We start from the raw sequence: 20466 nt of genomic DNA, 5'->3' as shown, positions 1-20466 counted from the left end.
CGTGAGGCCGGGGTTAAAGCACTGAAGGAAACGGTTCTAGAACAGATTCTTTTTGCCCGGTGCGGTGGTCACCTGGCCACGGTCGCCCCCAAAACGCTCCAGCGTCGTGCCGTGCGCACGCGCAGCCAGTACGGCCGCCGCCAGCGCAAAATCGTCCGGGTAGGTGACCTTGAAGTTCTGCGCCCCACCTGGCACCAGGCGCGGGTGCAGGCCCATTGCCTCCATGGCGCTGGCCTCGTCGGTCACGTTGGAACCCACCTTGTCGATGGCATCCATGAGGGGGCCGATGCGAAACATCTGCGGCGTCTGGGCCAGCCACTTGTCGCTGCGATCCACCGTGGAGGCTACACGCACGCCGCCGGGGCCGTCGATGGAGGTCTTGAGCGTGTCGGCCAGCTTGTGCGCCAGCAGGCCCCCGACACTGTCGCCAGCGCACTGGTCGATAAGGGAGTCGATCTGCTCGGACGTGACCAGGCAACGCGCGGCATCGTGCACCAGCACCCAGTCATCCGGCTGCGCCCCCCGTTCCAGCAGCGCCTTGAGGCCGCCCAGCACCGTATCGGCCCGCGTAGGGCCGCCACACTCCACCACAAAAAAGGTGGGGTGCGCATGCGTGTCCAAAAACCGGTCCCCGGGGGCCACCGCGACCAGGGTGCCCAGCAGCCGCCCTACACCGGCAAAGGCCGCGAGCGTGTGCAGCACCATCGGTTGGCCCGCCACCAGGTGGTACTGCTTGGGCAAAGGGGATGTGGGCGGGGGCGCCGCAACGTCCACAGCCGAAAACGCAGCCACGGTCGAGGTCGATGGCGCAGCATTGCCGGAGGCGGACGCGGGGGCTGCAGCGCCCGCCGCAACAGCCCGCAAGCCCATTCCGGCACAGGGCACCAGCGCCCAGAATCGCCCATGGGCAGACAAAGGGGCGAGCGGGGGTTGGAGCAAGGGAGCAATCATGAAGCGCTCATTCTAAAATCCTCCGTTGCCCTCCGATCCAGCCCGTGCGTGTTTCGCGCCCCTGGGGATGCGGTGGGCCCAGACGACACCGTCCGCATGGAACTGCCCAAACTCTCCCCCGGAAAACGTTTCACCCTGCCCCGCCCCGTGGGCAGCGCCGATTCCCTTCTACTGGCCCGTCTGGCCGAACGTGACAAGGCAGGGGGCCGCACCACCGCCATCGTCACGGCCGACGCCACCGATGCACAGCGGCTCATCGACGAGATGGCCTTTTTTGCGCCGGGCCTGCGCTGCGCGCTGTTCCCGGACTGGGAGACGCTGCCCTACGACACCTTCTCGCCGCACCAGGACCTGATCAGCGAGCGGCTGGCCACGCTGTGGCGCATCTCCCAGGGTGAAGCCGACGTGGTGCTGGTGCCTGCCACCACAGCGCTGTACCGCCTCGCGCCGCCCTCCTTCCTGGCGGGCTATACCTTCCACTTCAAGGTCAAGCAAAAGCTCGATGAAGCCAAGTTCAAGGCCCAGCTCACGCTGGCAGGCTACAGCCACGTGTCCCAGGTGGTCAGCCCTGGCGAATACGCGGTGCGCGGCGGGCTGATCGACCTGTTCCCCATGGGCTCGCTGGTGCCCTACCGCGTGGATCTGTTCGACAACGAGATCGACAGCATCCGCACCTTCGATCCCGACAGCCAGCGCAGCCTGTACCCCGTGCCCGAAGTGCGCCTGCTGCCCGGCCGCGAGTTCCCCATGGACGACGACGCGCGCGCGAAATTCCGCAGCCGCTGGCGCGAGATGCTCGAAGGTGACCCGACCAAGAGCCGCATCTACAAGGACATGGGCGCGGGCGTGGCCACGGCCGGCATTGAGTACTACCTGCCGCTGTTCTTCGACGAAACTGCCACGGTGTTCGACTACCTGGGCGGCGAAGCCACGGTGGTGCTGCATGGCGACCTGGAGCCCGCCTTCCAGCGCTTCTGGCAGGACACGAAGGACCGCTTCCGTCTGGTGCAAGGCGACCCGGAGCGCCCAGTGCTGCCGCCCGAGGCGCTGTTCCTCTCGGCCGACCAGTTCTACACGCGCGCCAAGGAGCATGCCCAGCTGTCCATCCGCCCCGGGGTAGAGGACATTGCCGACAACCCCCACTTCCAGAAGCTCGGCGACCTCTCGGTGGTGCGCGGGGCAGAGGACCCGCTGGCCCGCCTGCACGCCCACCTCCGCAACACCCAGCACCGGGTGCTGCTGCTGGCCGAGAGCGATGGGCGGCGCGAGAGCCTGCTCGACTTTCTGCGCGCCAGCGGCGTGAACCCACCGGCCTTCGACTCGCTGGCCGAGTTCCAGGGCACCACTGACGAAAAGGTGGGCATCGCCACCGCGGGCCTCACCGTGGGCTTCAGCTGGATCGAGGACGGCATCGACTTCGTCACCGAGACCGAGCTGTTTGCCGCAGGCCCCACCACGCGCCGGCGCAAGAAGCAGGAGCAAGTGAGCGATGTCGAGGCACTGATCAAGGACCTGGCCGAGCTGAACGTGGGCGACCCGGTGGTGCACAGCCAGCACGGCATCGGGCGCTACCGCGGCCTGGTCAACATGGACGTGGGCAACAAGAACCCCGACGGCACGCCCGCCATGCAGGAGTTCTTGCACCTCGAATACGCCGACAAGGCGGTGCTGTATGTGCCCGTGAGCCAGCTGCAGCTCATCAGCCGCTACACCGGCGTGAGCGCCGACGAGGCGCCGCTGCACAAGCTGGGCAGCGGCCAGTGGGAAAAGGCCAAGCGCAAGGCCGCCGAACAGGTGCGCGACAGCGCGGCCGAGCTGCTCAACATCTACGCCCGCCGCGCGCTACGCCAAGGCCATGCCTTCCGCTACAGCCCGCAAGACTACGAGACCTTTGCCAACGACTTCGGCTTTGAAGAAACGGCCGACCAGAACGCCGCCATCCACGCGGTCATCCAGGACATGATCAGCCCCCGCCCCATGGACCGCCTGGTCTGCGGCGATGTGGGCTTCGGCAAGACCGAGGTGGCGCTGCGCGCGGCCTTCGTGGCCGTCACGGGCGGCAAGCAGGTGGCCTTCCTCGCGCCCACCACGCTCTTGGCCGAGCAGCACTACCAGACGCTGGTGGACCGCTTCAGCAAATGGCCGGTGAAGGTGGCCGAGGTCTCGCGCTTTCGCTCGGGCAAGGAGATCACCGCCGCCATCAAGGGCATCGGCGACGGCACGGTGGACATCGTGGTGGGCACGCACAAGCTGCTCAGTGAATCCACCAAGTTCCACAACCTGGGCCTCTTGATCATCGACGAGGAGCACCGCTTCGGCGTGCGCCACAAGGAGCAGATGAAGGCCCTGCGCGCCGAGGTGGACGTGCTCACGCTCACGGCCACGCCCATCCCCCGCACGCTGGGCATGGCACTCGAAGGCCTGCGCGACCTCTCGGTCATCGCCACCGCGCCGCAGCGGCGCCTGGCGATCAAGACCTTTGTGCGCAACGAGGGCACGGGCGTGATCCGCGAGGCCGTGCTGCGCGAACTCAAGCGCGGCGGCCAGGTCTACTTCCTGCACAACGAGGTGGAGACCATCGAGAACCGCCGCCAGAAGCTCGAAGAGATACTGCCCGAGGCCCGCATCGCCGTGGCCCACGGCCAGATGCCCGAGCGCGAACTGGAGCGCGTGATGCGCGACTTCGTGGCCCAGCGCTACAACATCCTCCTGTGCTCGACCATCATCGAGACCGGGATCGACGTGCCCACCGCCAACACCATCATCATGAGCCGCGCCGACAAGTTCGGCCTGGCGCAGCTGCACCAGCTGCGCGGGCGCGTGGGCCGCAGCCACCACCAGGCGTATGCCTACCTCATGGTGCCCGACGTGGAAGGACTGACCAAGCAAGCGCAGCAGCGGCTCGAAGCCATCCAGCAGATGGAAGAACTGGGCAGCGGCTTCTACCTGGCCATGCACGACCTGGAGATTCGCGGCGCTGGCGAGGTGCTGGGCGAGAACCAGAGCGGCAACATGCTGGAGGTGGGCTTTCAGCTGTACAACGAGATGCTCAACGAAGCCGTCAAGGCGCTCAAGGCAGGCAAGGAGCCGGACCTGCTGTCGCCCCTGTCCGTCACCACTGACATCAACCTGCACGCCCCCGCCCTACTGCCCGACGACTACTGCGGCGACGTGCACCTGCGCCTGTCGTTCTACAAGAAGCTGGCCACGGCCAAGAACCCCGACCAGATCGACGGCCTGCTCGAAGAGATCGTGGACCGATTCGGCAAGCTGCCGCCGCAGGCCCAGACCCTGATTGACGTGCACCGCCTGCGCGTGCTGAGCCAGCCCTACGGCGTGGTCAAGGTGGATGCGGCCCCTGGCGTCATCAATATCACCTTCAAGCCCCAGCCGCCCATCGACCCGATGCGCATCATCGAGCTGATCCAGAAAAACAAGCACATCAAGCTGGCGGGCAACGAGAAGCTGCGCATCGAGCGCGAGCTGAAAGAACCCAAGGACCGGGCGCAGATGGTGCGGGACATCTTGCGCAGCCTGGGGCAGCCACTGGCGGTTGCTTGATTTTTAATGAAATTGGCCTCTATCGCTTATCTGGCAAGCGCTAGTAGCTATCAATAGCGTAGTAAACAGAACCATGTGGCTGGAAGCCGCCCTCGCCCTCGTCGCTCTGGTTACCGCTCTGGCGGCCCGTCCCTGGCGCATGCTGGCCAACCGCAAGCCTCTGGCACACGAGACGCAGGGCGCGCCGTCTGCGCTGTGGACGCCGCTGCTCGCGGCGCTGGTGTTTCTGCCCTGGCTGTGGGCCCTGCCCACGCTGCACGCCATGCCGCTGCAACTGCAGTGGTCGGGCGCCTGCCTGGTGGTGCTGATGCTGGGCTGGCCGCTGGCGATCCCGGTGCTGATGGGCGTGGGCATCGTGGCCTGCCTGATCTCCCCCGCCATGGCCTGGGCCGATGCGCTGGGTGCCACGGTGTGGCTGGGCGTGGTGCCCGCCACGCTGGCACTGGGCCTGGGCGCGCTAGTGCGGCGCTACACGGGCACCAGGCCTTTTGTCTATGTGCTGGGCCGTGCGTTTCTGGGCACGGTGGTCTGCGTGTTTGCGGCGGGCGTCCTGTCGCAGTGGAGCGGCCACCTGCTGCCCGGCGTGGGCGATGAGCTGTCGCTGGTGGCGCGCTGGCTGATGGCCTGGGGCGATGGGTTTGTCACCGGCATGCTCGCGGCGATTTTTGTGGCCTTCAAGCCCGAGTGGCTGGCCACATGGTCGGACCGGCTGTACTTGCCCCGGCCGGACTGAGCCTCGGCTGCTGCAGCGATGGTTGACACAGCGCAAGGGGTATCCGCCTTTGCAGCGCGATAGTGGACATCACACCAACAAGGAGTGCCCCACCATGAAGCTGCTGAACGATCTTTTCTCTACCGACTACGGGCTGATGAGCATCATTGGCATCGGGTTCATGCTGTGCATGGCCGCGTTTTTCCTGCGCATGTTCCTGGTCAAGATGAACGAACCACCTACGCCCAACCCCGCCACCGCCGGGCGCGCGGGCAACGGCAAGAGCCTGCCGCCTTCGCGCTGATCCGGCCCGCACGGTCTAAGCGCCGTAGCCCGGCACGGGGAAGCCGAGGAGGCGATGCTATTGCGGGCTGTAGCCCCTAAAAAACGGCTCCCACGTTCTGCCATGGTCCACGGCCCGTTGCCGACAAACTCCAGCGCGCAGTGCATGCCGCCCTTTTCGACCCGGACACCCAAGCCAAGCTTGCCGCCAGCGGCACAAGCGTCTTAGCCCAGAGCCAGACTGTCCGCATCGAACGACGGTGGTCGCAAAAGGTCCTCGTCGATGCCCATCACTTTGCTGGCGCGCTCCAGGGCCTGCCACAGGGGCGCAGGCATCTGCAGTATTTCTTCGGGAGAGGCTGACTGCGCAATCCATGCGCTGATGTCAACGTGCTGCTCGGCGGTGAGCAAGTCCAGGTGCAGCATTTCGTCAATGGTCTTCATCGGTGGTCTATCGGTAGCGGGTCTTGCTGGCGAGGGCACCTGCTGGTGCTGGGAAGTGGAAGCCCAAGGCTACCTGACAACCATCAACATGCGGCCGAGAGCGCCAATATCAACCGGGGCACGCCGAGCCCCCGGCGCTCGGGAAACGCGACCATCCAGCCACGATCATGGAAGAACCTGGCCAGAGCCGGGCTGGTCGCCGTGGTGGTGAACCTGGCAGCGTCATTGCCCACGGCCCTGCAAAGCCGAACCGCTACTCCCCGCGCCCCCGCACCTGCGCCCTGAACCCCCAGTTGTTCTCCAACCCCACATTCACCGCCTTCCCGCCGTCCTCGAATTTCAGCGTGACCACGGTGACCTCGCCATCCGCCACCGAGCGCGAGATGAGCTGAAAGGTCTGCGCATCAAGCCAGTGGCCCTTGATGGCGATGACCGCATTGGGTCCCTGCTGCGCGGTGCGGTACTTCCCATCCAGGCCCAGCGGGCCGGCAACCGGCTCGCGCGGCAAATCGGGACGGCTGCTGTCGAAGGTGACCTCATAGCGCGGGTTGGCAGGCGTGAGATCCAGCACCAGGCGCTGGATGCCCATGCCGTTGCGCTCCAGCAGCCAGGCCTTGCGCGAAACGGTGGCGGCCAGTTCGGGCGTGGTGGTGGGGATGGCGCTGGGTTTTTCCACCCCGGCGTCGCGGATACGGGCGGCCAGATGGTCCTGCCCGGCAGCGTCGGCAGGCAGGGGCTCGCGCGAGCGCACTGCGGCGGTGATCTGGTCGATGAACAGGGGCAGCGGGTAGTGGCGCCGGCCGGTCACGGCGACAACCACATCGAGGTCGGGCAGCACCACGATGAGCTGGCGGTTGAAGCCGGCCGTGAAGTACGCGCGCTTGGAAGGGATGCTCCACCAGCCGTTGGCGTACTTGAAGGATGGCGCCCCGTTGCTGGTGCCAAAACCCATGTCCACCACGGGATTGAAGACCTGCTCCACCCAGGCAGCGGGCAGCAGCTGGCGGCCGTTCCACTGGCCCATGCGCAGGTAGAGGTAGCCGATGCGCGCCATGTCGCGCGGGTGCAGGTACAGGCCCCAGCCGCCGACCTCCAGGCCCTGCGGGTCCTTGCGCCAGCGGACGTCGGTGATGCCCAGGGGGCCGAACAGGCGTTTTTGCGCATAGGCCAGGGTGCTGCCGCCGGTCTTGTGCGCCAGGATGGCCGAGAGCAGATGGGTGTTGCCACTGTTGTAGTTGAAGCCCGTGCCGGGCGCCTGGGCCATGGGCCGGTCGAGCACAAAGCCCTGCCAGTCGCGCGTGCGGGTCAGCTGCAGCATGGTCTCGGGCACGGCGTCGCTGAGCGGCTCGATCCAGTTCAGGCCCGAGGTCATGTCCAGCAGGTGGCCCACAGTCATGGCCTTCTTGGAGGCATCGGCGTTGGCGACCTTGCGGTCAGCAAAGAAGTCGAGCACGGGCACATCGCGCGAGGCGATCAGCCCGTCCTGGATAGCCATGCCGGTGAGCGTGGCGACGACACCCTTGGTGGTGGAGTTGACGGCATGCTTGAGCCCCTCGCGGTACGGGGCATAGAAGGCCTCGGCCACCAGGCTGCCGTGGCGGGTGACGAGCAGGCTGTCCATGCCCTGCGCTGCACCAAAGTCGACGAGCTTGGCCAGCGCCGCGGAGTCCATGCCCTGGGCCTCGGGCGTGCTTTCTGCCCAATCGTCAGCAGGCCAGATAGCGGCGAGAGGGGCTTCGGCAGCTGATGCGGCGGGTGATGCAGCTGGTGATGCGGGGGCTGCTGCATCCTGCGCTTCCGCTGGGGTAAAAGGCACCACCGCGCTGGCCAGCAGTGCGGCCGTGGCCTGCCTGCGGTTGATCCATGTCGCGGAGACTTTCTCTCCCGCGTTGCCGTCTCTGTGCATCGCCATCGTCAGTACCCTCCGTGCATGTTGTGCAGAAATCATATGCTCCCATGGGCGCGTGCGGCACATCGTACGCATCCCAGGCAAACCCAAGGGCTGGAAGCAACCTCTCTCGGCCGCGAGCCGCAGAATTTATGCCCTGCGGGGCGATACGGTTTGGGGCTGTCGAGTACGCAGGCGCGGGCGATACCATTGCAGGTTGTGCTCCCCCAAAAAATCGACTCCCACGTTCTGCCATGACCCACGCTACCGAATTCGCGCCCGGCCTTGTTGTCCAGGGCATTGAAGCCCCCCTGTCCCTGTCGAGCTACAAGCTCATCGCGTTTGACATGGACTCCACCCTCATCAACATCGAGTGCGTGGACGAAATTGCCGACGCCGCAGGCCGCAAGGCCGAGGTGGCCGCCATCACCGAAGCCGCCATGCAGGGCGTGATCACCGACTACAAGGAAAGCCTGCGCCAGCGCGTGGCACTGCTCAAGGGCGTGACGGTGCAGCACATGGAACAGGTGTTCGCTGAGCGCCTGCGCTTTAACCCAGGCGCCAAGGAGCTGATCACCGCCGCCAAGGCGGCGGGCCTCACCACGCTGCTGGTCTCTGGCGGCTTCACCTTTTTTGCCGACCGCGTGAAGGCCGGGCTGGGCATTGATTTCGCCCGCTCCAACATGCTCGAAGTGCAAGATGGCCAACTCACCGGCCGCATGGTGGACCAGGCCTGGGGCGACATCTGTGATGGCGCCGAAAAGCGCCGCACGTTGCTGGAAGTGGCTTCGCTCATGGGCATCTCGCCCCAGCAGGCGATTGCCGTGGGCGATGGCGCCAATGACCTGCCCATGATGGGCGCGGCGGGCCTGTCGGTGGCCTACCACGCCAAGCCCGCCGTGCGCGCGCAGGCCAAGGTGGCCATCAACCAGGGCGGGCTCGACCGGCTGCTCGAAGTGCTGCGCTGATCAACGACGGCATCGCCATCCAGTCATGCTGAAAGTCCGCATCACCCGCGCAGCACAGGCCCTGCGCCGGGGCTGGAAGCAGCACCTGGCCACCCTCGCGCTCGCCTGGATCGCCATCGTGGCGGTAGACACCTGGCGCACGCGCGACCTGCCCCAGGGCCCTGCGCCCGATGTGGCGCTGGTGATGGCCCCCAGCGCTGGCGCCACCGCCCCCACCACCCTGGCCCAGTGGCGCGCCCAGCACCCCGGTCAGGCCGTGGCCGTGCATTTCTGGGCCGAATGGTGTTCCATCTGCAAGCTGGAAGAGCCCAGCATCGCCAGCCTGTCCGCCGACTGGCCCGTGCTGGGTGTGGCCATGCAGTCGGGCAACGCCGAAAAGGTGGCCCAGGTGCAGCGCCAGCGCAGCATGGTCTGGCCTACGGCGGTGGACCCGCAGGGCACCCTGTCACGCAGCTGGGGCGTGCGCGCCGTGCCCGCGCTGGTGGTCATCGACGCGCACGGCCAAGTGCGGTTCGCCACCTCGGGCTACACACCCGAATGGGCCATGCGCCTGCGGCTGTGGTGGGCGCAGACCATGCCGCAGTGGAGTGCAATGCTTCCAAAATGATAGCCTCTAGCGCTTGATGGACAAGCGCTGGAGGCCATTTTCATTCAAATCCCCGGCCCGACGCCAAAGTTACCGCTCTGATCTGTTTGGCGCAGATCTTCAAGACCAACCGCCTCCGCCTTTGCACACTGGCCCCGTACCACCCACGGAGGCCCGCATGCACATCACCCTGAACCAACAGCCCCAGCCCGTACCACCCGGCTGGGAGGACGAACCCCTGCTTTGGCTGCTGCGCGAGCCCCTGGGCCTCACGGGCACCCGCTTTGGCTGCGGCATGGGCCAATGTGGAGCCTGCACCGTGCTCATCGACGGCGTAGCGCAGCGCGCCTGCCTGCAGACGGCGCGCGGGCTGCAAGGGCGCTCCATCACCACCATCGAGGGGCTGGCGGCGCCCGACGGGACGCTGCACCCCGTGCAACAGGCCTGGCTGGACCTGCGCGTGCCCCAGTGCGGCTACTGCCAGAGCGGCCAGATCATGGGCGCCGTGGCCTTGCTGCGCGCCACACCCCGCCCCAGCGATGCGCAGATCGACGCCGCCATGTCGGCCCACCTGTGCCGCTGCGGCACCCAGCACCGCGTGCGCGCAGCCATCCACCAAGCAGCCGGGGGAACCAAACCATGAAGCGCCGCCAGTTTTTGGCAGCGGCAGGCGCCGGGGTACTCACCGTCACGCTGGCGGGCTGCAGCCTGGTGCCAGTGATCCCCAAGCGCCCCACTTCCACCGCCGATGACGCGCTGGGCTGGATACGGCACGAAAACGGCCGCTACACCCTGTGGCTGCCCAGCGCCGAAATGGGCCAGCAGATCAGCGCCGCCATGCAGGGCCTGGCCGCTGCCGAGCTGGGCGTGCCGCCTGCACAAGTACACCTGCAACTGCCCAGCACCCGCCACATCGCCCGCGTGCGCGCCACCGTGGGCAGCGCCAGCGTGCAGGACTTTGCCCTGCCCCTGGCCCGCGCCTGCGCCACGCTGCGCGAGGCCCTGGCGCAAGGCCAGACCACAGGCACGCTGGCCCCGCGCGACATCCCGGCCAGCGCGCTGCGCAGCCTGCAGTCGCGCACGGGGGCCGCCAAAGAAGCTGCGGCGGCACCTGGCCAGCTGCACGCCCTCGTCACCGGCCAGCCGCTGTTTGCGGGCGACACGCGCCTGCCCGGCCAGCTCTATGGCCGCGTGCTGCGCGCACCGATGTCGGCCGAAATCACCTCACGCCCGCAAGCGTGGGATGAGACGGCCGCCCGCGCCGACCCGGCCTGCGTGGCCGTGGTGCAGCACCCGCGCCTCGCGCAGATGGGCAGCCTGGGCCTGGGCATCGTGGCGCGCACGCCCTCGGCGCTCGACCGCATCGAGGCCGCGCTGGCCGTGCAGTGGCAGGTGGACGATGGCAGTGCGTTCGAGCAGGCCGCCATCGACGAGCGCATCGACATCGACACCCACCTGCGCCGGGGCGCGCTGCAGCACCGGCTGCGCAAGGACGACCTGCCCACAGACACAGCATGGACGCTGGACCTGCGCATGGACGTGCCCCTGGCCGCCCACGCGCCCATCGAGCCGCGCAGCGCAACGGCGCACTGGCTGGCCGACGCAGGCAAAGAGGGCATCGCCCTGAAAGTATGGGCGGGCACGCAAGACCTGTTCTACATGCGCGACGTGCTCGCACGGCAGTTCAGCCTGGACGCTGAACGCATTGAGGTGCAGGCCTGCCGCATCGGCGGCGGCTTTGGTGGCCGCACCCTGTGCACGGTGGAGCTCGAAGCCGCCGTGCTCGCCCAGGCTGTGGAGGCGCCCGTCAAGGTGCAATGGAGCCGCGCGCAGGAGTTTGCTCAGGGCTTCCAGCGCCCGGCCTCCAGCCACCGCGTGCGGGCGCGCGTGCAGGGCGGGCGCATCACCCACTGGTGGCATGCGCTGGCCAGCAGCCACATCCTGTTCACACCCGCCGCCATGCCGGTGTGGATGCAGACCCTGGCCGACCTGGCGGGCGACAGCGGCGTGGCGCGCGGCGCACAAATGCCGTACGACGTGCCCCAGCAGCGCATCGAGTTCACCGCCCAGCGCCTGCCCGTGCACACAGGCCCCTGGCGCGGCCTGGGTGCGGGGCCCAACACCCTGGTGGTGGAAAGCGCCATGGACGAATGCGCGCGCCACGTTGGGGCCGACCCGCTGGACTGGCGCCTGCAGCACACCACCGATGCACGCCTGGCGCAGGTGCTGCGCAGTGCCGCAGCAGAATCCAGATGGTCAGAGCGCCCCGCCAGCGACGCCACCACCTTGCGCGGGCGCGGCATCGCAGGCGGTATCTACAAGGGCGTGAGCTACGCCGCCGCCGTGGCCGACGTGGAGGTGCAACGCGCCACCGGCCAGGTGCGCGTAACGGCGCTGTGGTGCGCGCACGACTGCGGCCTGGTGCTGCAGCCTGACGGCGTGCGCGCGCAGACCGAGGGCAACCTCGTGTGGTGCGTGGGCATGGTGCTGCACGAGCAACTGCCCGTGGCCCGCTCGGGCGTGGCCGCTGCCAGCTTTGCCGACTACCCGCTGCCACGCATGGGCGACGTGCCGCCGCTGCATGTGCACCTGATCGACAGCAGCGCGCCGCCCACCGGTGCCGGAGAAACCGCCATGGTGGCCGGGGCCGGAGCGATCGCCAACGCGCTGCGCGACGCCACCGGCGTGCGTTTTGCCCGCCTGCCGGTGCGCAGCGCGGATGTGCTGCAGGCCTTGTCCACGCGGGACTAGGGATGTCCTGCATAACTCCCTGCGGTCCGTGATAGCGCGGCCTCGGGCGATCCGCTGCGTTGCTTTTCTTGCCAATAGCCGGGCTATTGGCTGCGAAAAGACGCCTTGCGGCCCATCCCGATCCGCACTACCACCGACTCGCGAGGGTTATGCAGGACATCCCTAGCGGGGCAGCACCAACGGCACAATCCGCCCATGCAAGACTTTGCCAGCGCCGCCATGGTCCGCCTGCTGGTGCGCGCCATGGCTGCGCACGGGCTGGTGCCGCCACCGCCCCCACCGGGTGCCGACGGGCTGGCCGCGAGCCACGTGCCCCTGGCCTACAAACGCAGCGTGGTCGAAGCCGTGCTGCACCAGGGCGGCCTGGGCACACTGCTGCAACTGGCCCAACGGGTGGACCTGCTGGCGGGCGACCCGGTGCACCGCGCGCTGCTGGGCGCCACCCACCCGCCAGAGCTGCTGGCGCGCTGGCAGCGGCTGGAGCGCTATGTGCATTCGCGCCACCAGGTCAGCGTCACCGCCAGCGCCCCGGGCACGCTGGCACTGCGCCACCACGCGCGCCCCGGTGTGCCGGAAGAACCCCACCCCACCGAAAGCCTGGCCGTGCTGGGCGTGCTGGTGGGTGCCAGCCAGGCCCTGAGCGTGCGCGGGGTGCGGGTGGAGATCGGCGCGCCCGAGGCCGCAGGCCACCGCGTGAACCTGCGGATGGAAGCCCCTGTCGCCACCCCGGCGGAACTGCACGCGCAACTGGCACCGCTGGCCGCGCGAAGGTTGCTAGGCCATTGGACCTTGCATTGGGAACCTCACGACAGCAACACACCCACAACCCCCACGCAGCAGCCCCAGCCCGCCACCCATCTGTGCGACGCCTTGCCCTGGCCGCCGCTGGCGCACCAGATGGCGCGCCATGTGCTGCAGGACCCGGCCGCGCAACACACAGTGGATGCACTGGCCCAGCACACGGGCCTGGCCCGCCGCAGCCTGCAGCGGGCGCTGACCGAACGCGGCCTGAGCTGCCGCCACATCGTGACCGAGGCACGCGCGCGGGTGGCCGCGCAATGGCTGCTGGAGAGCCCGAATGGCCTCGCAGAAATCGGGTTTGCGTGCGGCTTTGCCGATCAGCCCCACTTCACACGCGAATTTGCGCGCCATGTGGGCCTGACCCCGGCGCGCTACCGGCAGGCATTTGCAGTCAGAGGCATGCAAGGGTTGGATTAACTATCAATTTGATAGCAAAAACTCGATATCTATCAAGCGTAATGGGCCATTTTTATCCAATATTTTCGGCTTTGGAGGGCAACCCGGCCACGGGTGCTCGCTTGCGCATGGCGCCGCCGCCTCGGGGCAGCGCCACCGTGGGCAGCAGGGCGCGTGCAGCCGACCCACCCGCAGCGGCCGGTGCCATCAGGTCGGCCAGCGTCACGCTGTCCAGCACCGCCAGGTAGGCCTGCATGGCCTGCCACAACACGCCTTTGAGGCGGCAGTGGTTGCTCAGGCGGCACTGGTTGGTGCCGGGATCAAAACATTCCACCAGGTTGAAGTCCGTCTCGGTGGCACGCACCACGGCGCCGATGTTGATGGCCGACGCCGGCACCATCAGCCGCATGCCACCGCCCCGCCCGCGCGTGGTCTCCAACAGCCCCTGGGCGGCCAGCTGCTGCACGATCTTCATCAAGTGGCTGCGCGAGATGCCGTAGCCCTCGGCCACCTCGATGATCGTTACAGGTTGCTCGCGGCCTTCGGTGGCTGCGCAGTACATGAGCACGCGCAGCGTGTAGTCGGTCCATTGGGTCAGGCGCATGGTTTTTGCCGCAGGTCAATTGAAAGAGGTATGCAGGACGAATTTTATTGAATAAAATATTCACATTAAATGAATCTTTAAAAGGACCTGCCATGAATGCCCGTGTTGACCATCTGGAAGCTGCCTCCGCCCACCCCGCCCCGCTCAGCGCCGACCAGCAGATCGGCCAGATCGCGGTGCAACTGCCCGGTGCCACGGCGGTTTTTCGGCGGCTCAAGCTCGACTTTTGCTGCGGCGGCCAGGTGAGCCTGGCGAAGGCGGCGGCCGACAAGGGGCTGGACGCGAACGCCGTGCTGGCCGAGCTGGCGGCCCTGCAACGCAGCGACGCCGTGCCCGAAGCCGCATCGCCCAGCGCACTGATCGACCACATCCTGGCGCGCTACCACGAGGTGCACCGCCAGCAGCTGCCCGAGCTGATCCGCATGGCCCGCCGCGTGGAGGCCGTGCACCGCGACAACCCCCATGTGCCCGCCGGACTGGCCGACCACCTGGAAACCATGCACGAAGAGCTGCTCTCGCACATGCTCAAGGAAGAGCAGGTGCTGTTCCCCATGCTCAAGAGCGGCGGCAACCCCTTTGTGGGCCAGCCCATCGGCATGATGCGCGCCGAACACGTGGACCACGGCGAAGCGTTAGACAAGCTCAACGCCCTGACCAACGACGCAACGCCCCCGCAAGGCGCGTGCAACACCTGGCGCGCGCTGTATGCAGGCATTGCCCAGCTGGGCGATGACCTCATCAACCACATCCACCTGGAGAACAACGTGCTGTTCCCGGCGTTCGAAGCCGGCGCAGCGCCCTCGTCGCAAGGTTGCGGTCCGTCAGGCTGCGCGTGCAGCGGCGGGGGCACACTGCAGGCATGAACCTGCAAACCACTTCACCCGAGGGTCTTGGGGCACAGGCACCACCCAGCGTGGAAAGCATCACGCAGCTGGTGCATGGCTTTTACGGCGATGTGCGCCAGGACCCGCTGCTGGGGCCCGTGTTTGAAAAGGCCTTGCACGGCCAGTGGGACGCCCACCTGCAGCGGCTCGTGGACTTCTGGAGCACGGTGGCACTGGGCACGCGCAGCTTCAAGGGCGACGTGTTTGGCAAACACATGGCGCTGGAGGGCGTGACTCCCGCCCACTTTGCCGCCTGGGTGGGGCTGTGGCAGCGCCACACCAGCGGCCTGTTTGCGCCCGAGGTGGCGCACGACCTGCAGGTGGCGGCGCATGGCATTGCGCGCAACCTGTTTCGGGGCTACTTTGGCAGCGACCCGGCGTTTGTGACGCCGTGCAGCGGACACACGGGGCACGGCGGGCACTGAATCAAGGCCCTGGCCTGGGCCTTTGCGCCAGGGCCAGCTACTTCTTCTTGTCGCCAGGCGTGAAGAACAGCGCCAAGCCCACCGCAATCAGCGCCACAGGCCACCACACCCGCAGCAGCTCGCGCAGGCTGATGCTGATCAGCCCCAGATTGGTCAGCAAAAAAAACACGCCCAAAACGACCAGGACGATAGCTGCGATATGGCCTTTCATGTGCATTCCCTCGGAGTTGTTGTGACTGGAGTCAGTATCACATGCCTGCCCACGCCTGCCCATGGCAGGAGACCGCTGGGCCGCCGCCATCAGTTGCGCTCGAAGTAAAGCGGGGGAGGCTCGTAGCAGGTGTCGCTGGCGGCAACATATTTGCCCAGGCTGCTAATGGACACGCTGGTCCAGGCCGTGCCGGCCTTTGGATAGCCGTAGACACACATGCCGAACCCCATGCCGAGGGGTGCGCCGGGTGCGGCAGTCAGCGCCAGGGCCGCATCGGTCTCGCGCGCAGGGGCGCGAAGTCGCACTCTCAGCACGTCCTGGTAATAGGGCGACAGGTCTTGCCGCCAGTCGTCGGCAATCCGGACGGGATAGGGCTTGTCGGTATACCGGACCTCCAGCTTCGCGTCACCCTCCAGCGTCTCGGCCATCACAGCCGTGGCTCCGTACTGGGCGGAATCGCTCTGCACCATGGTGCAAGCGATCACGGGCCGATCCGCCGATGCGTATCCCGCCGCAGAAACGTTGCGATAGGGGCCATCGAAGATAGGAAAGGTGCAAAAGGCTGCTTGCGCGGCCCCCACATGCGCCATCACACACAACGTGACAACAACCGGCGTGGCCTTCATGGGATTTCCTTTTTCAGTGGCTGGGTCGACGCGACACCGCCTACCGCGCGCAATGGCGCGAGCAGGTCCGACAGCCCATTGTGGTCAATCTCGTGCATCAGCGCCAGCAATTGCCCCAGCTCGCCTTTGGGGAAGCCCTCGCGCGCAAACCAGTTCAGGTAGTTGCCCGGCAGGTCGGCCAACAGCGTGCCTTTGTATTTGCCGTAGGGCATCTCGGTGGTGACCAGGCGCTGCAATTTTTCCGAGTCCATCGGACAGCCCTCCTCAGCCGCCTGCCCGCTTGACCTTGTGGCCCAGCTTTTGCAGTGCGGCCATCACGCGCTCCACATGGTCGCCCTGCACTTCGATCACGCCGTCTTTCACCGTGCCGCCACTGCCGCAGGCGGCTTTGAGCTGCTTGCCCAGCTGCTCCAGTGCGGCCGCGTCCACCAGCACGCCCTTGACCAGGGTCACAGCCTTGCCGCCCCGGCCTTTGGTTTCACGGGATACGCGCACGATGCCGTCGCCGGTGGGCAAAGGCTTGTTCTGCTTGCAGGTGCACTGCGCCACGGGCTGGCGGCAGTCGGGGCACATGCGGCCGGACTCGGTGGAATACACCAGGCCGCCCAGGTCAGCCAACGACTTCATGGCTTTTTTCCTTCCACCTCTTGCTGCAGCATGTGAAAGTTGAGCAGCCGGGTGGCCAGCATGGTCTCGGTCAGAAAACACACCAGCGCCAGCAAAAACGACACCACCCCCGCCAGAAAACCCGCCACGGCCAGGCGGTTGGACTGGAAGTTGGTGGTCTCGCCGAGGAACAGCAGGATGATGGTGATGCCGATCAGGAACGCACAGAACGTGAGCAGCCCGATGCAGCCATTGGCCAGCCGCCCACGCAGCCGCAGGTCGGCCAGTTCGTTGTAGGCGCGGGCCAGAAACTCGGGCTCGGTGTTGGCGCGGGCGCGGTCTTCCACCACGCGGGCCCGGTCGATGATGCGGGCCAACCGGCCCGCCACAGCGCCAATCATGCCGGACACGGCCGTGAGCAAAAACACGGGGGCCACCGCCAGCTGGATGCCGTGGGTGATGGCAGAGGAGTCAAGGGTGAGGGCCATGGTGCTTGGGAAACAAAGGAAAAACCGGCGAACCGCCGGTGGCCCAATTATCAGGGTGATGGCGCGCGCAGCCAGGCTCAGCGGCGCACGGCCTTGACTGCCTGACGCGCGTGCAGGGGCTTAGGCAGCAACTGCGGCGACAATCGCCCCATCCCTTTCCCCCCATTCGCGCTGTTGTGCGTCCCCCTTTCAACGCCGCTCCAACGCTGCCTCCATGCCCTTTGCCTCCCTCGGTTTGTCCCCTGCCCTTGTCCACGCTGCAGAAAAAGCGGGTTTTGTAGCGCCCACCCCCATCCAGGCGGGGGCCATCCCGGCCATCCTGCAGGGGGCTGACCTGCTGGGAGCCGCCCAGACGGGTTCGGGCAAGACAGCTGCTTTCGCCCTGCCCTTGCTGCAGCAGTTGCAGCTGAGCGCCACCGGCGGCCCACGCCGGGTGCGCGCCCTGGTGCTGGTGCCCACGCGCGAGCTGGCCGCCCAGGTGGGCGAGGTGCTGCGCAGCCTGGCCCAGCACCTGCAGCATCCGCTCAAAATCGCCATTGTGTTCGGCGGCGTCTCGATCAACCCGCAGATGCTGGGCCTGCGTGGCGGCGCAGACATTGTGGTGGCCACGCCGGGCCGCCTGCTGGATCTGGTAGACCACAACGCGCTGCGCCTGTCGGCCGTGGCGCACCTGGTGCTGGACGAGGCCGACCGCCTGCTGGACCTGGGCTTTGCCGAAGAACTGCAGCGCGTGCTGGCGCTGCTGCCTGCGCAGCGGCAGAACCTGTTCTTCTCGGCCACCTTCCCTGCGGCGGTGCAGGCGCTGGCCGATGGCCTGCTGAAGAACCCCGTGCGCGTGGAGGTGCCCCACACCCCGGGCAACGAGCCCGCCATCGAGCAACGGGCCATTGCAGTGGACGCCAGCCGCCGCACCCAGCTGCTGCGCCATCTGGTCAAGGAACACAACTGGTCGCGCGTGCTGGTGTTCGTGGCCACGCAATACGCGGCCGAGCATGTGGCCGAAAAGCTCTACAAAGCGGGTATCTTTGCCACGCCCTTCCACGGCGGCCTGAGCCAGGGCGCGCGCAAACAGGTGCTGCAGGAGTTCAAGGATGAACGCTGGCAGGTAGTGGTGACAACCGACCTGGCCGCACGCGGCATCGACATTGCGCAGTTGCCTGCGGTGGTCAATTACGACCTGCCACGCTCGGCCGTGGACTATGTGCACCGCATCGGCCGCACGGGCCGCGCGGGCGAGAGCGGTGTGGCCGTGAGCTTTGTGACGGCCGATGCCGAAGCACATTTCCGCCTCATCGAAAAACGTCAGCACCTCACCATCCCGCGCGAACACATTGCGGGTTTTGAACCCACCGAGGCCCCTGCGCCCGCTTCATCCACAGATCCCCTGGGCACTGGCGGCATCAAGGGCAAGCGGCCCAGCAAAAAGGACAAACTGCGCGCAGCAGCAGCGGCAGCTCCGGAATCGCCCCCCGCCGCCCACAAAAAAGGCTCCTGAAAGGAGCCTTTGGAAGCGCCGTGAAGGGCGGCCGCCCAAGCAGCCTGAGTTTCAGACCTCTTCGTCGCCCTCGTCCATACCATCCTCATCAGCGCCTTGCGGCTCGCCCGGCGCCCGTGGCGTGCGCTTGGCGGGCTTGGCCAGAATCTCGACATAGAACTGCGCGCCGCCCTCAGCGGCCACACCGTTGATCAGCCCGGTCAAGGCCGACAGGTGCGCCACGGTGGCGTCTTCCTTGGTGGGACCAAACTGGCAGTCAAAGTCCCAAAAATCAGCGCCTTCGGGCAGGTCGCGGCGCCGTTCGCGCTTGATGTACTTGCGGATTTCGTGCTTGACGGCATCCAGAACGCGGTCCCGGTTCTTGCCTTCAACATGGAGTTGGAAAGTTTTTCTCATGGGTGATGGTACCGCCTGTGACAGATATGGATTCCCAGCCGGGCACCCCAGTGCCACAATGGTGCATTACTTTTGGTTACCGCCAAGCCCGATGTTCCACGACCTCAGTCTGCTGCACACACTGCCAGCGGCCGTGCTCGTCACGCAGGAGGGCGCCATCCGCTTTGCCAACGCTGCCAGCATGGCGCTGCTGGAAGCGCCCAGCACCGATAGCCTGATAGGCCGCCTCTCGGGCGATTTTGTGCATCCCATGGACCAGGTGCGCTCTACCAACCGCATCCAGCAGGTCGCTGTGCCCGAACAGGGCGGCCGGCCCAACAAATCGTCTGAATTTCGCATCCGCACACTGCAGGGCAACCTGCGCATGGTGCTCATCAGCAGCGTGGCTGTGGAGTGGAACGGAGCCCCCGCCGTGCTGATGTGTGGTCTGGACATGACCCACCAGAGCGAGATCGAGGCCCAGCTGCGCGAGAGCGAGCAGAACTTCCGTCGCCTTTTTGAGAACATGCAGGACGTCTACTACCGCACCGATGCCCAGGGCATCGTGCAGCATGTGGGCCCTGGCGTGCGCCGGGTGCTGGGCTACGAGCCCCACGAAATCGAGGGCCGCACGGCCGAGTCGTACTACCCGCAAAGCACTGACCGCGACGCGTTCAAGGCCGCCATCATGGAGCATGGCGAGGTGTCGGATTTTCCGGGCCAGATGGTGCGGCGCGACGGCACCGTGATCGACATCTCCATCAGCAGCCACGCCTTGTACGACCATGCTGGCAATTTCGCAGGGGTGGAGGGCATTTACCGCGACGTGACGCAGCGCAAGAATCTGGAGCGCGAGCTGCAGCGCCTGGCCACCACCGACATGCTCACCGGCATGGCCAACCGCCGCGCATTTCTGGAATGTGCGGAGTCGGTGTATGCCCATTCACGCAGCAATGGCGAGCCGCTCACGCTGCTGATGCTGGACCTGGACCATTTCAAATCCATCAACGACCGTTTTGGCCACCTGGAAGGCGACCGCGCCCTGGTGGCGTTTGCACAGGCCGTCAAAAACCAGCTGCGCGCCAGCGACACCGTGGGCCGACTGGGCGGCGAAGAGTTTGGCGTGCTGCTGCCGCTGACCAGCATGGACGAGGGCCTGGAAGTGGCGAAACGCATCCTGCATGGCGTTCGCGCCCTGCAGCTGAGCGACGAGGCAGGCCACGCCTACGGCATCACGGCCAGCCTGGGCCTGAGCACCTTCCGCCAGGCAGACCGCAGCCTGCGCGACATGCTCGACCGCGCCGACCAGGCTCTGTACCTGGCCAAAAACCAGGGGCGCGACCAGATCGCTTCGCAGGAACCCTTGGGCGATCAGCCGAATGGCCAAGTAGCCCAGTAACCTATCTGCGGTT

General features: G+C 66.8%; 22 protein-coding genes. 12 read left to right on the top strand and 10 right to left on the bottom strand.

All coding sequences use genetic code 11. From position 1 onward, the window contains the following. Window positions 1–36: 36 nt before the first annotated feature. On the bottom strand, window positions 37–951 hold the full coding sequence (locus KW832_RS07830) for a 2-C-methyl-D-erythritol 4-phosphate cytidylyltransferase (protein ID WP_121419670.1): 915 nt from the start codon (window positions 949–951) through the stop codon (window positions 37–39). Window positions 952–1047: 96 nt separating this feature from the next. On the opposite strand from KW832_RS07830, the gene mfd reads away from it, so the two are divergent. The 3 genes from mfd to KW832_RS07815 all read left to right on the top strand — a co-directional run bounded on the left by mfd (window position 1048) and on the right by KW832_RS07815 (window position 5528). Continuing rightward, entirely contained in the window at window positions 1048–4512 is a 3465-nt protein-coding gene (gene mfd, locus KW832_RS07825) for a transcription-repair coupling factor (RefSeq protein ID WP_218299457.1), read from the top strand. 73 nt (window positions 4513–4585) lie between these two features. Then, window positions 4586–5245, top strand: coding sequence for a hypothetical protein (locus tag KW832_RS07820; protein WP_218299456.1), 660 nt, complete (start codon window positions 4586–4588; stop codon window positions 5243–5245). 94 nt (window positions 5246–5339) lie between these two features. Further along, entirely contained in the window at window positions 5340–5528 is a 189-nt protein-coding gene (locus KW832_RS07815; protein WP_055393653.1) for a DUF3149 domain-containing protein, read from the top strand. A gap of 203 nt (window positions 5529–5731) precedes the next feature. On the opposite strand, the gene KW832_RS07810 is transcribed toward KW832_RS07815, so the two are convergent. Both KW832_RS07810 and KW832_RS07805 read right to left on the bottom strand, forming a co-directional pair. After that, the gene (locus KW832_RS07810; protein ID WP_055400951.1) at window positions 5732–5950 is read right to left on the bottom strand and encodes a hypothetical protein; all 219 of its coding nucleotides are present in this window, start codon (window positions 5948–5950) and stop codon (window positions 5732–5734) included. A 253-nt stretch (window positions 5951–6203) separates the two neighbouring features. Then, on the bottom strand, window positions 6204–7862 hold the full coding sequence (locus KW832_RS07805; protein ID WP_218299455.1) for a serine hydrolase: 1659 nt from the start codon (window positions 7860–7862) through the stop codon (window positions 6204–6206). A gap of 230 nt (window positions 7863–8092) precedes the next feature. On the opposite strand from KW832_RS07805, the gene serB reads away from it, so the two are divergent. From serB to KW832_RS07780, 5 genes are all read left to right on the top strand, one after another. Then, window positions 8093–8806 (top strand): phosphoserine phosphatase SerB, encoded by a 714-nt coding sequence (gene serB, locus KW832_RS07800; protein WP_218299454.1) that lies wholly within the window; start codon window positions 8093–8095, stop codon window positions 8804–8806. A gap of 25 nt (window positions 8807–8831) precedes the next feature. Next, window positions 8832–9413, top strand: a complete 582-nt coding sequence (locus tag KW832_RS07795) for a redoxin domain-containing protein (RefSeq protein ID WP_218299453.1) — start codon at window positions 8832–8834, stop codon at window positions 9411–9413. Between the two features lie 157 nt (window positions 9414–9570). After that, window positions 9571–10035: a (2Fe-2S)-binding protein gene (locus KW832_RS07790; protein WP_055402315.1), complete on the top strand. Its 465-nt coding sequence runs from the start codon at window positions 9571–9573 to the stop codon at window positions 10033–10035. After that, entirely contained in the window at window positions 10032–12143 is a 2112-nt protein-coding gene (locus tag KW832_RS07785; RefSeq protein ID WP_218299452.1) for a xanthine dehydrogenase family protein molybdopterin-binding subunit, read from the top strand. Before KW832_RS07790 ends, KW832_RS07785 begins: the two co-directional genes overlap by 4 nt. A 195-nt stretch (window positions 12144–12338) precedes the next feature. Then, the gene (locus KW832_RS07780) at window positions 12339–13361 is read left to right on the top strand and encodes a helix-turn-helix transcriptional regulator (RefSeq protein ID WP_218299451.1); all 1023 of its coding nucleotides are present in this window, start codon (window positions 12339–12341) and stop codon (window positions 13359–13361) included. 52 nt (window positions 13362–13413) lie between these two features. Here KW832_RS07780 and KW832_RS07775 read toward each other — a convergent pair whose 3' ends face one another. Beyond that, on the bottom strand, window positions 13414–13944 hold the full coding sequence (locus tag KW832_RS07775; protein WP_218299450.1) for an Rrf2 family transcriptional regulator: 531 nt from the start codon (window positions 13942–13944) through the stop codon (window positions 13414–13416). 92 nt (window positions 13945–14036) lie between these two features. Between KW832_RS07775 and ytfE the strand changes: the two genes are divergently transcribed. Next, entirely contained in the window at window positions 14037–14807 is a 771-nt protein-coding gene (gene ytfE, locus KW832_RS07770) for an iron-sulfur cluster repair protein YtfE (RefSeq protein ID WP_218299449.1), read from the top strand. Beyond that, entirely contained in the window at window positions 14804–15253 is a 450-nt protein-coding gene (locus tag KW832_RS07765) for a group III truncated hemoglobin (RefSeq protein ID WP_218299448.1), read from the top strand. Before ytfE ends, KW832_RS07765 begins: the two co-directional genes overlap by 4 nt. Before the next feature lie 37 nt (window positions 15254–15290). Here KW832_RS07765 and KW832_RS07760 read toward each other — a convergent pair whose 3' ends face one another. The 5 genes from KW832_RS07760 to KW832_RS07740 all read right to left on the bottom strand — a co-directional run bounded on the left by KW832_RS07760 (window position 15291) and on the right by KW832_RS07740 (window position 17184). Next, complete coding sequence (locus KW832_RS07760) at window positions 15291–15464, bottom strand: LiaI-LiaF-like domain-containing protein (protein WP_171012331.1); 174 nt, start codon at window positions 15462–15464, stop codon at window positions 15291–15293. Between the two features lie 89 nt (window positions 15465–15553). Further along, window positions 15554–16090: a hypothetical protein gene (locus KW832_RS07755; RefSeq protein ID WP_218299447.1), complete on the bottom strand. Its 537-nt coding sequence runs from the start codon at window positions 16088–16090 to the stop codon at window positions 15554–15556. After that, window positions 16087–16341 (bottom strand): DUF3820 family protein, encoded by a 255-nt coding sequence (locus KW832_RS07750; protein WP_218299446.1) that lies wholly within the window; start codon window positions 16339–16341, stop codon window positions 16087–16089. Before KW832_RS07750 ends, KW832_RS07755 begins: the two co-directional genes overlap by 4 nt. Window positions 16342–16354: 13 nt before the next feature. Further along, window positions 16355–16717, bottom strand: coding sequence for a translation initiation factor Sui1 (locus KW832_RS07745; RefSeq protein WP_218299445.1), 363 nt, complete (start codon window positions 16715–16717; stop codon window positions 16355–16357). Further along, window positions 16714–17184, bottom strand: a complete 471-nt coding sequence (locus KW832_RS07740) for a DUF2721 domain-containing protein (protein WP_121419656.1) — start codon at window positions 17182–17184, stop codon at window positions 16714–16716. Before KW832_RS07740 ends, KW832_RS07745 begins: the two co-directional genes overlap by 4 nt. Before the next feature lie 214 nt (window positions 17185–17398). On the opposite strand from KW832_RS07740, the gene KW832_RS07735 reads away from it, so the two are divergent. After that, window positions 17399–18679 (top strand): DEAD/DEAH box helicase, encoded by a 1281-nt coding sequence (locus tag KW832_RS07735; protein ID WP_218299444.1) that lies wholly within the window; start codon window positions 17399–17401, stop codon window positions 18677–18679. A gap of 51 nt (window positions 18680–18730) precedes the next feature. Here KW832_RS07735 and KW832_RS07730 read toward each other — a convergent pair whose 3' ends face one another. Then, on the bottom strand, window positions 18731–19075 hold the full coding sequence (locus KW832_RS07730; RefSeq protein WP_218299443.1) for a DUF6172 family protein: 345 nt from the start codon (window positions 19073–19075) through the stop codon (window positions 18731–18733). 91 nt (window positions 19076–19166) lie between these two features. Between KW832_RS07730 and KW832_RS07725 the strand changes: the two genes are divergently transcribed. Continuing rightward, window positions 19167–20453, top strand: coding sequence for a sensor domain-containing diguanylate cyclase (locus KW832_RS07725; protein ID WP_121506893.1), 1287 nt, complete (start codon window positions 19167–19169; stop codon window positions 20451–20453). Window positions 20454–20466 lie beyond the last annotated feature (13 nt).

It is taken from the genome of Acidovorax sp. sif0632, assembly GCF_019218805.1.
In the GTDB taxonomy this organism is placed as follows: domain Bacteria; phylum Pseudomonadota; class Gammaproteobacteria; order Burkholderiales; family Burkholderiaceae_C; genus Acidovorax; species Acidovorax facilis.
Note: the sequence above shows the minus strand (reverse complement) of the source record. Positions and strands in the feature narration are given on the sequence as shown.

Coding starts and splice junctions, on each gene's coding strand:
- KW832_RS07830 (WP_121419670.1), bottom strand. CDS start 951: ATGATTGCTCCCTTGCTCCAACCCCCGCTCGCCCCTTTGTCTGCCCAT.
- mfd (WP_218299457.1), top strand. CDS start 1,048: ATGGAACTGCCCAAACTCTCCCCCGGAAAACGTTTCACCCTGCCCCGC.
- KW832_RS07820 (WP_218299456.1), top strand. CDS start 4,586: ATGTGGCTGGAAGCCGCCCTCGCCCTCGTCGCTCTGGTTACCGCTCTG.
- KW832_RS07815 (WP_055393653.1), top strand. CDS start 5,340: ATGAAGCTGCTGAACGATCTTTTCTCTACCGACTACGGGCTGATGAGC.
- KW832_RS07810 (WP_055400951.1), bottom strand. CDS start 5,950: ATGAAGACCATTGACGAAATGCTGCACCTGGACTTGCTCACCGCCGAG.
- KW832_RS07805 (WP_218299455.1), bottom strand. CDS start 7,862: ATGGCGATGCACAGAGACGGCAACGCGGGAGAGAAAGTCTCCGCGACA.
- serB (WP_218299454.1), top strand. CDS start 8,093: ATGACCCACGCTACCGAATTCGCGCCCGGCCTTGTTGTCCAGGGCATT.
- KW832_RS07795 (WP_218299453.1), top strand. CDS start 8,832: ATGCTGAAAGTCCGCATCACCCGCGCAGCACAGGCCCTGCGCCGGGGC.
- KW832_RS07790 (WP_055402315.1), top strand. CDS start 9,571: ATGCACATCACCCTGAACCAACAGCCCCAGCCCGTACCACCCGGCTGG.
- KW832_RS07785 (WP_218299452.1), top strand. CDS start 10,032: ATGAAGCGCCGCCAGTTTTTGGCAGCGGCAGGCGCCGGGGTACTCACC.
- KW832_RS07780 (WP_218299451.1), top strand. CDS start 12,339: ATGCAAGACTTTGCCAGCGCCGCCATGGTCCGCCTGCTGGTGCGCGCC.
- KW832_RS07775 (WP_218299450.1), bottom strand. CDS start 13,944: ATGCGCCTGACCCAATGGACCGACTACACGCTGCGCGTGCTCATGTAC.
- ytfE (WP_218299449.1), top strand. CDS start 14,037: ATGAATGCCCGTGTTGACCATCTGGAAGCTGCCTCCGCCCACCCCGCC.
- KW832_RS07765 (WP_218299448.1), top strand. CDS start 14,804: ATGAACCTGCAAACCACTTCACCCGAGGGTCTTGGGGCACAGGCACCA.
- KW832_RS07760 (WP_171012331.1), bottom strand. CDS start 15,464: ATGAAAGGCCATATCGCAGCTATCGTCCTGGTCGTTTTGGGCGTGTTT.
- KW832_RS07755 (WP_218299447.1), bottom strand. CDS start 16,090: ATGAAGGCCACGCCGGTTGTTGTCACGTTGTGTGTGATGGCGCATGTG.
- KW832_RS07750 (WP_218299446.1), bottom strand. CDS start 16,341: ATGGACTCGGAAAAATTGCAGCGCCTGGTCACCACCGAGATGCCCTAC.
- KW832_RS07745 (WP_218299445.1), bottom strand. CDS start 16,717: ATGAAGTCGTTGGCTGACCTGGGCGGCCTGGTGTATTCCACCGAGTCC.
- KW832_RS07740 (WP_121419656.1), bottom strand. CDS start 17,184: ATGGCCCTCACCCTTGACTCCTCTGCCATCACCCACGGCATCCAGCTG.
- KW832_RS07735 (WP_218299444.1), top strand. CDS start 17,399: ATGCCCTTTGCCTCCCTCGGTTTGTCCCCTGCCCTTGTCCACGCTGCA.
- KW832_RS07730 (WP_218299443.1), bottom strand. CDS start 19,075: ATGAGAAAAACTTTCCAACTCCATGTTGAAGGCAAGAACCGGGACCGC.
- KW832_RS07725 (WP_121506893.1), top strand. CDS start 19,167: ATGTTCCACGACCTCAGTCTGCTGCACACACTGCCAGCGGCCGTGCTC.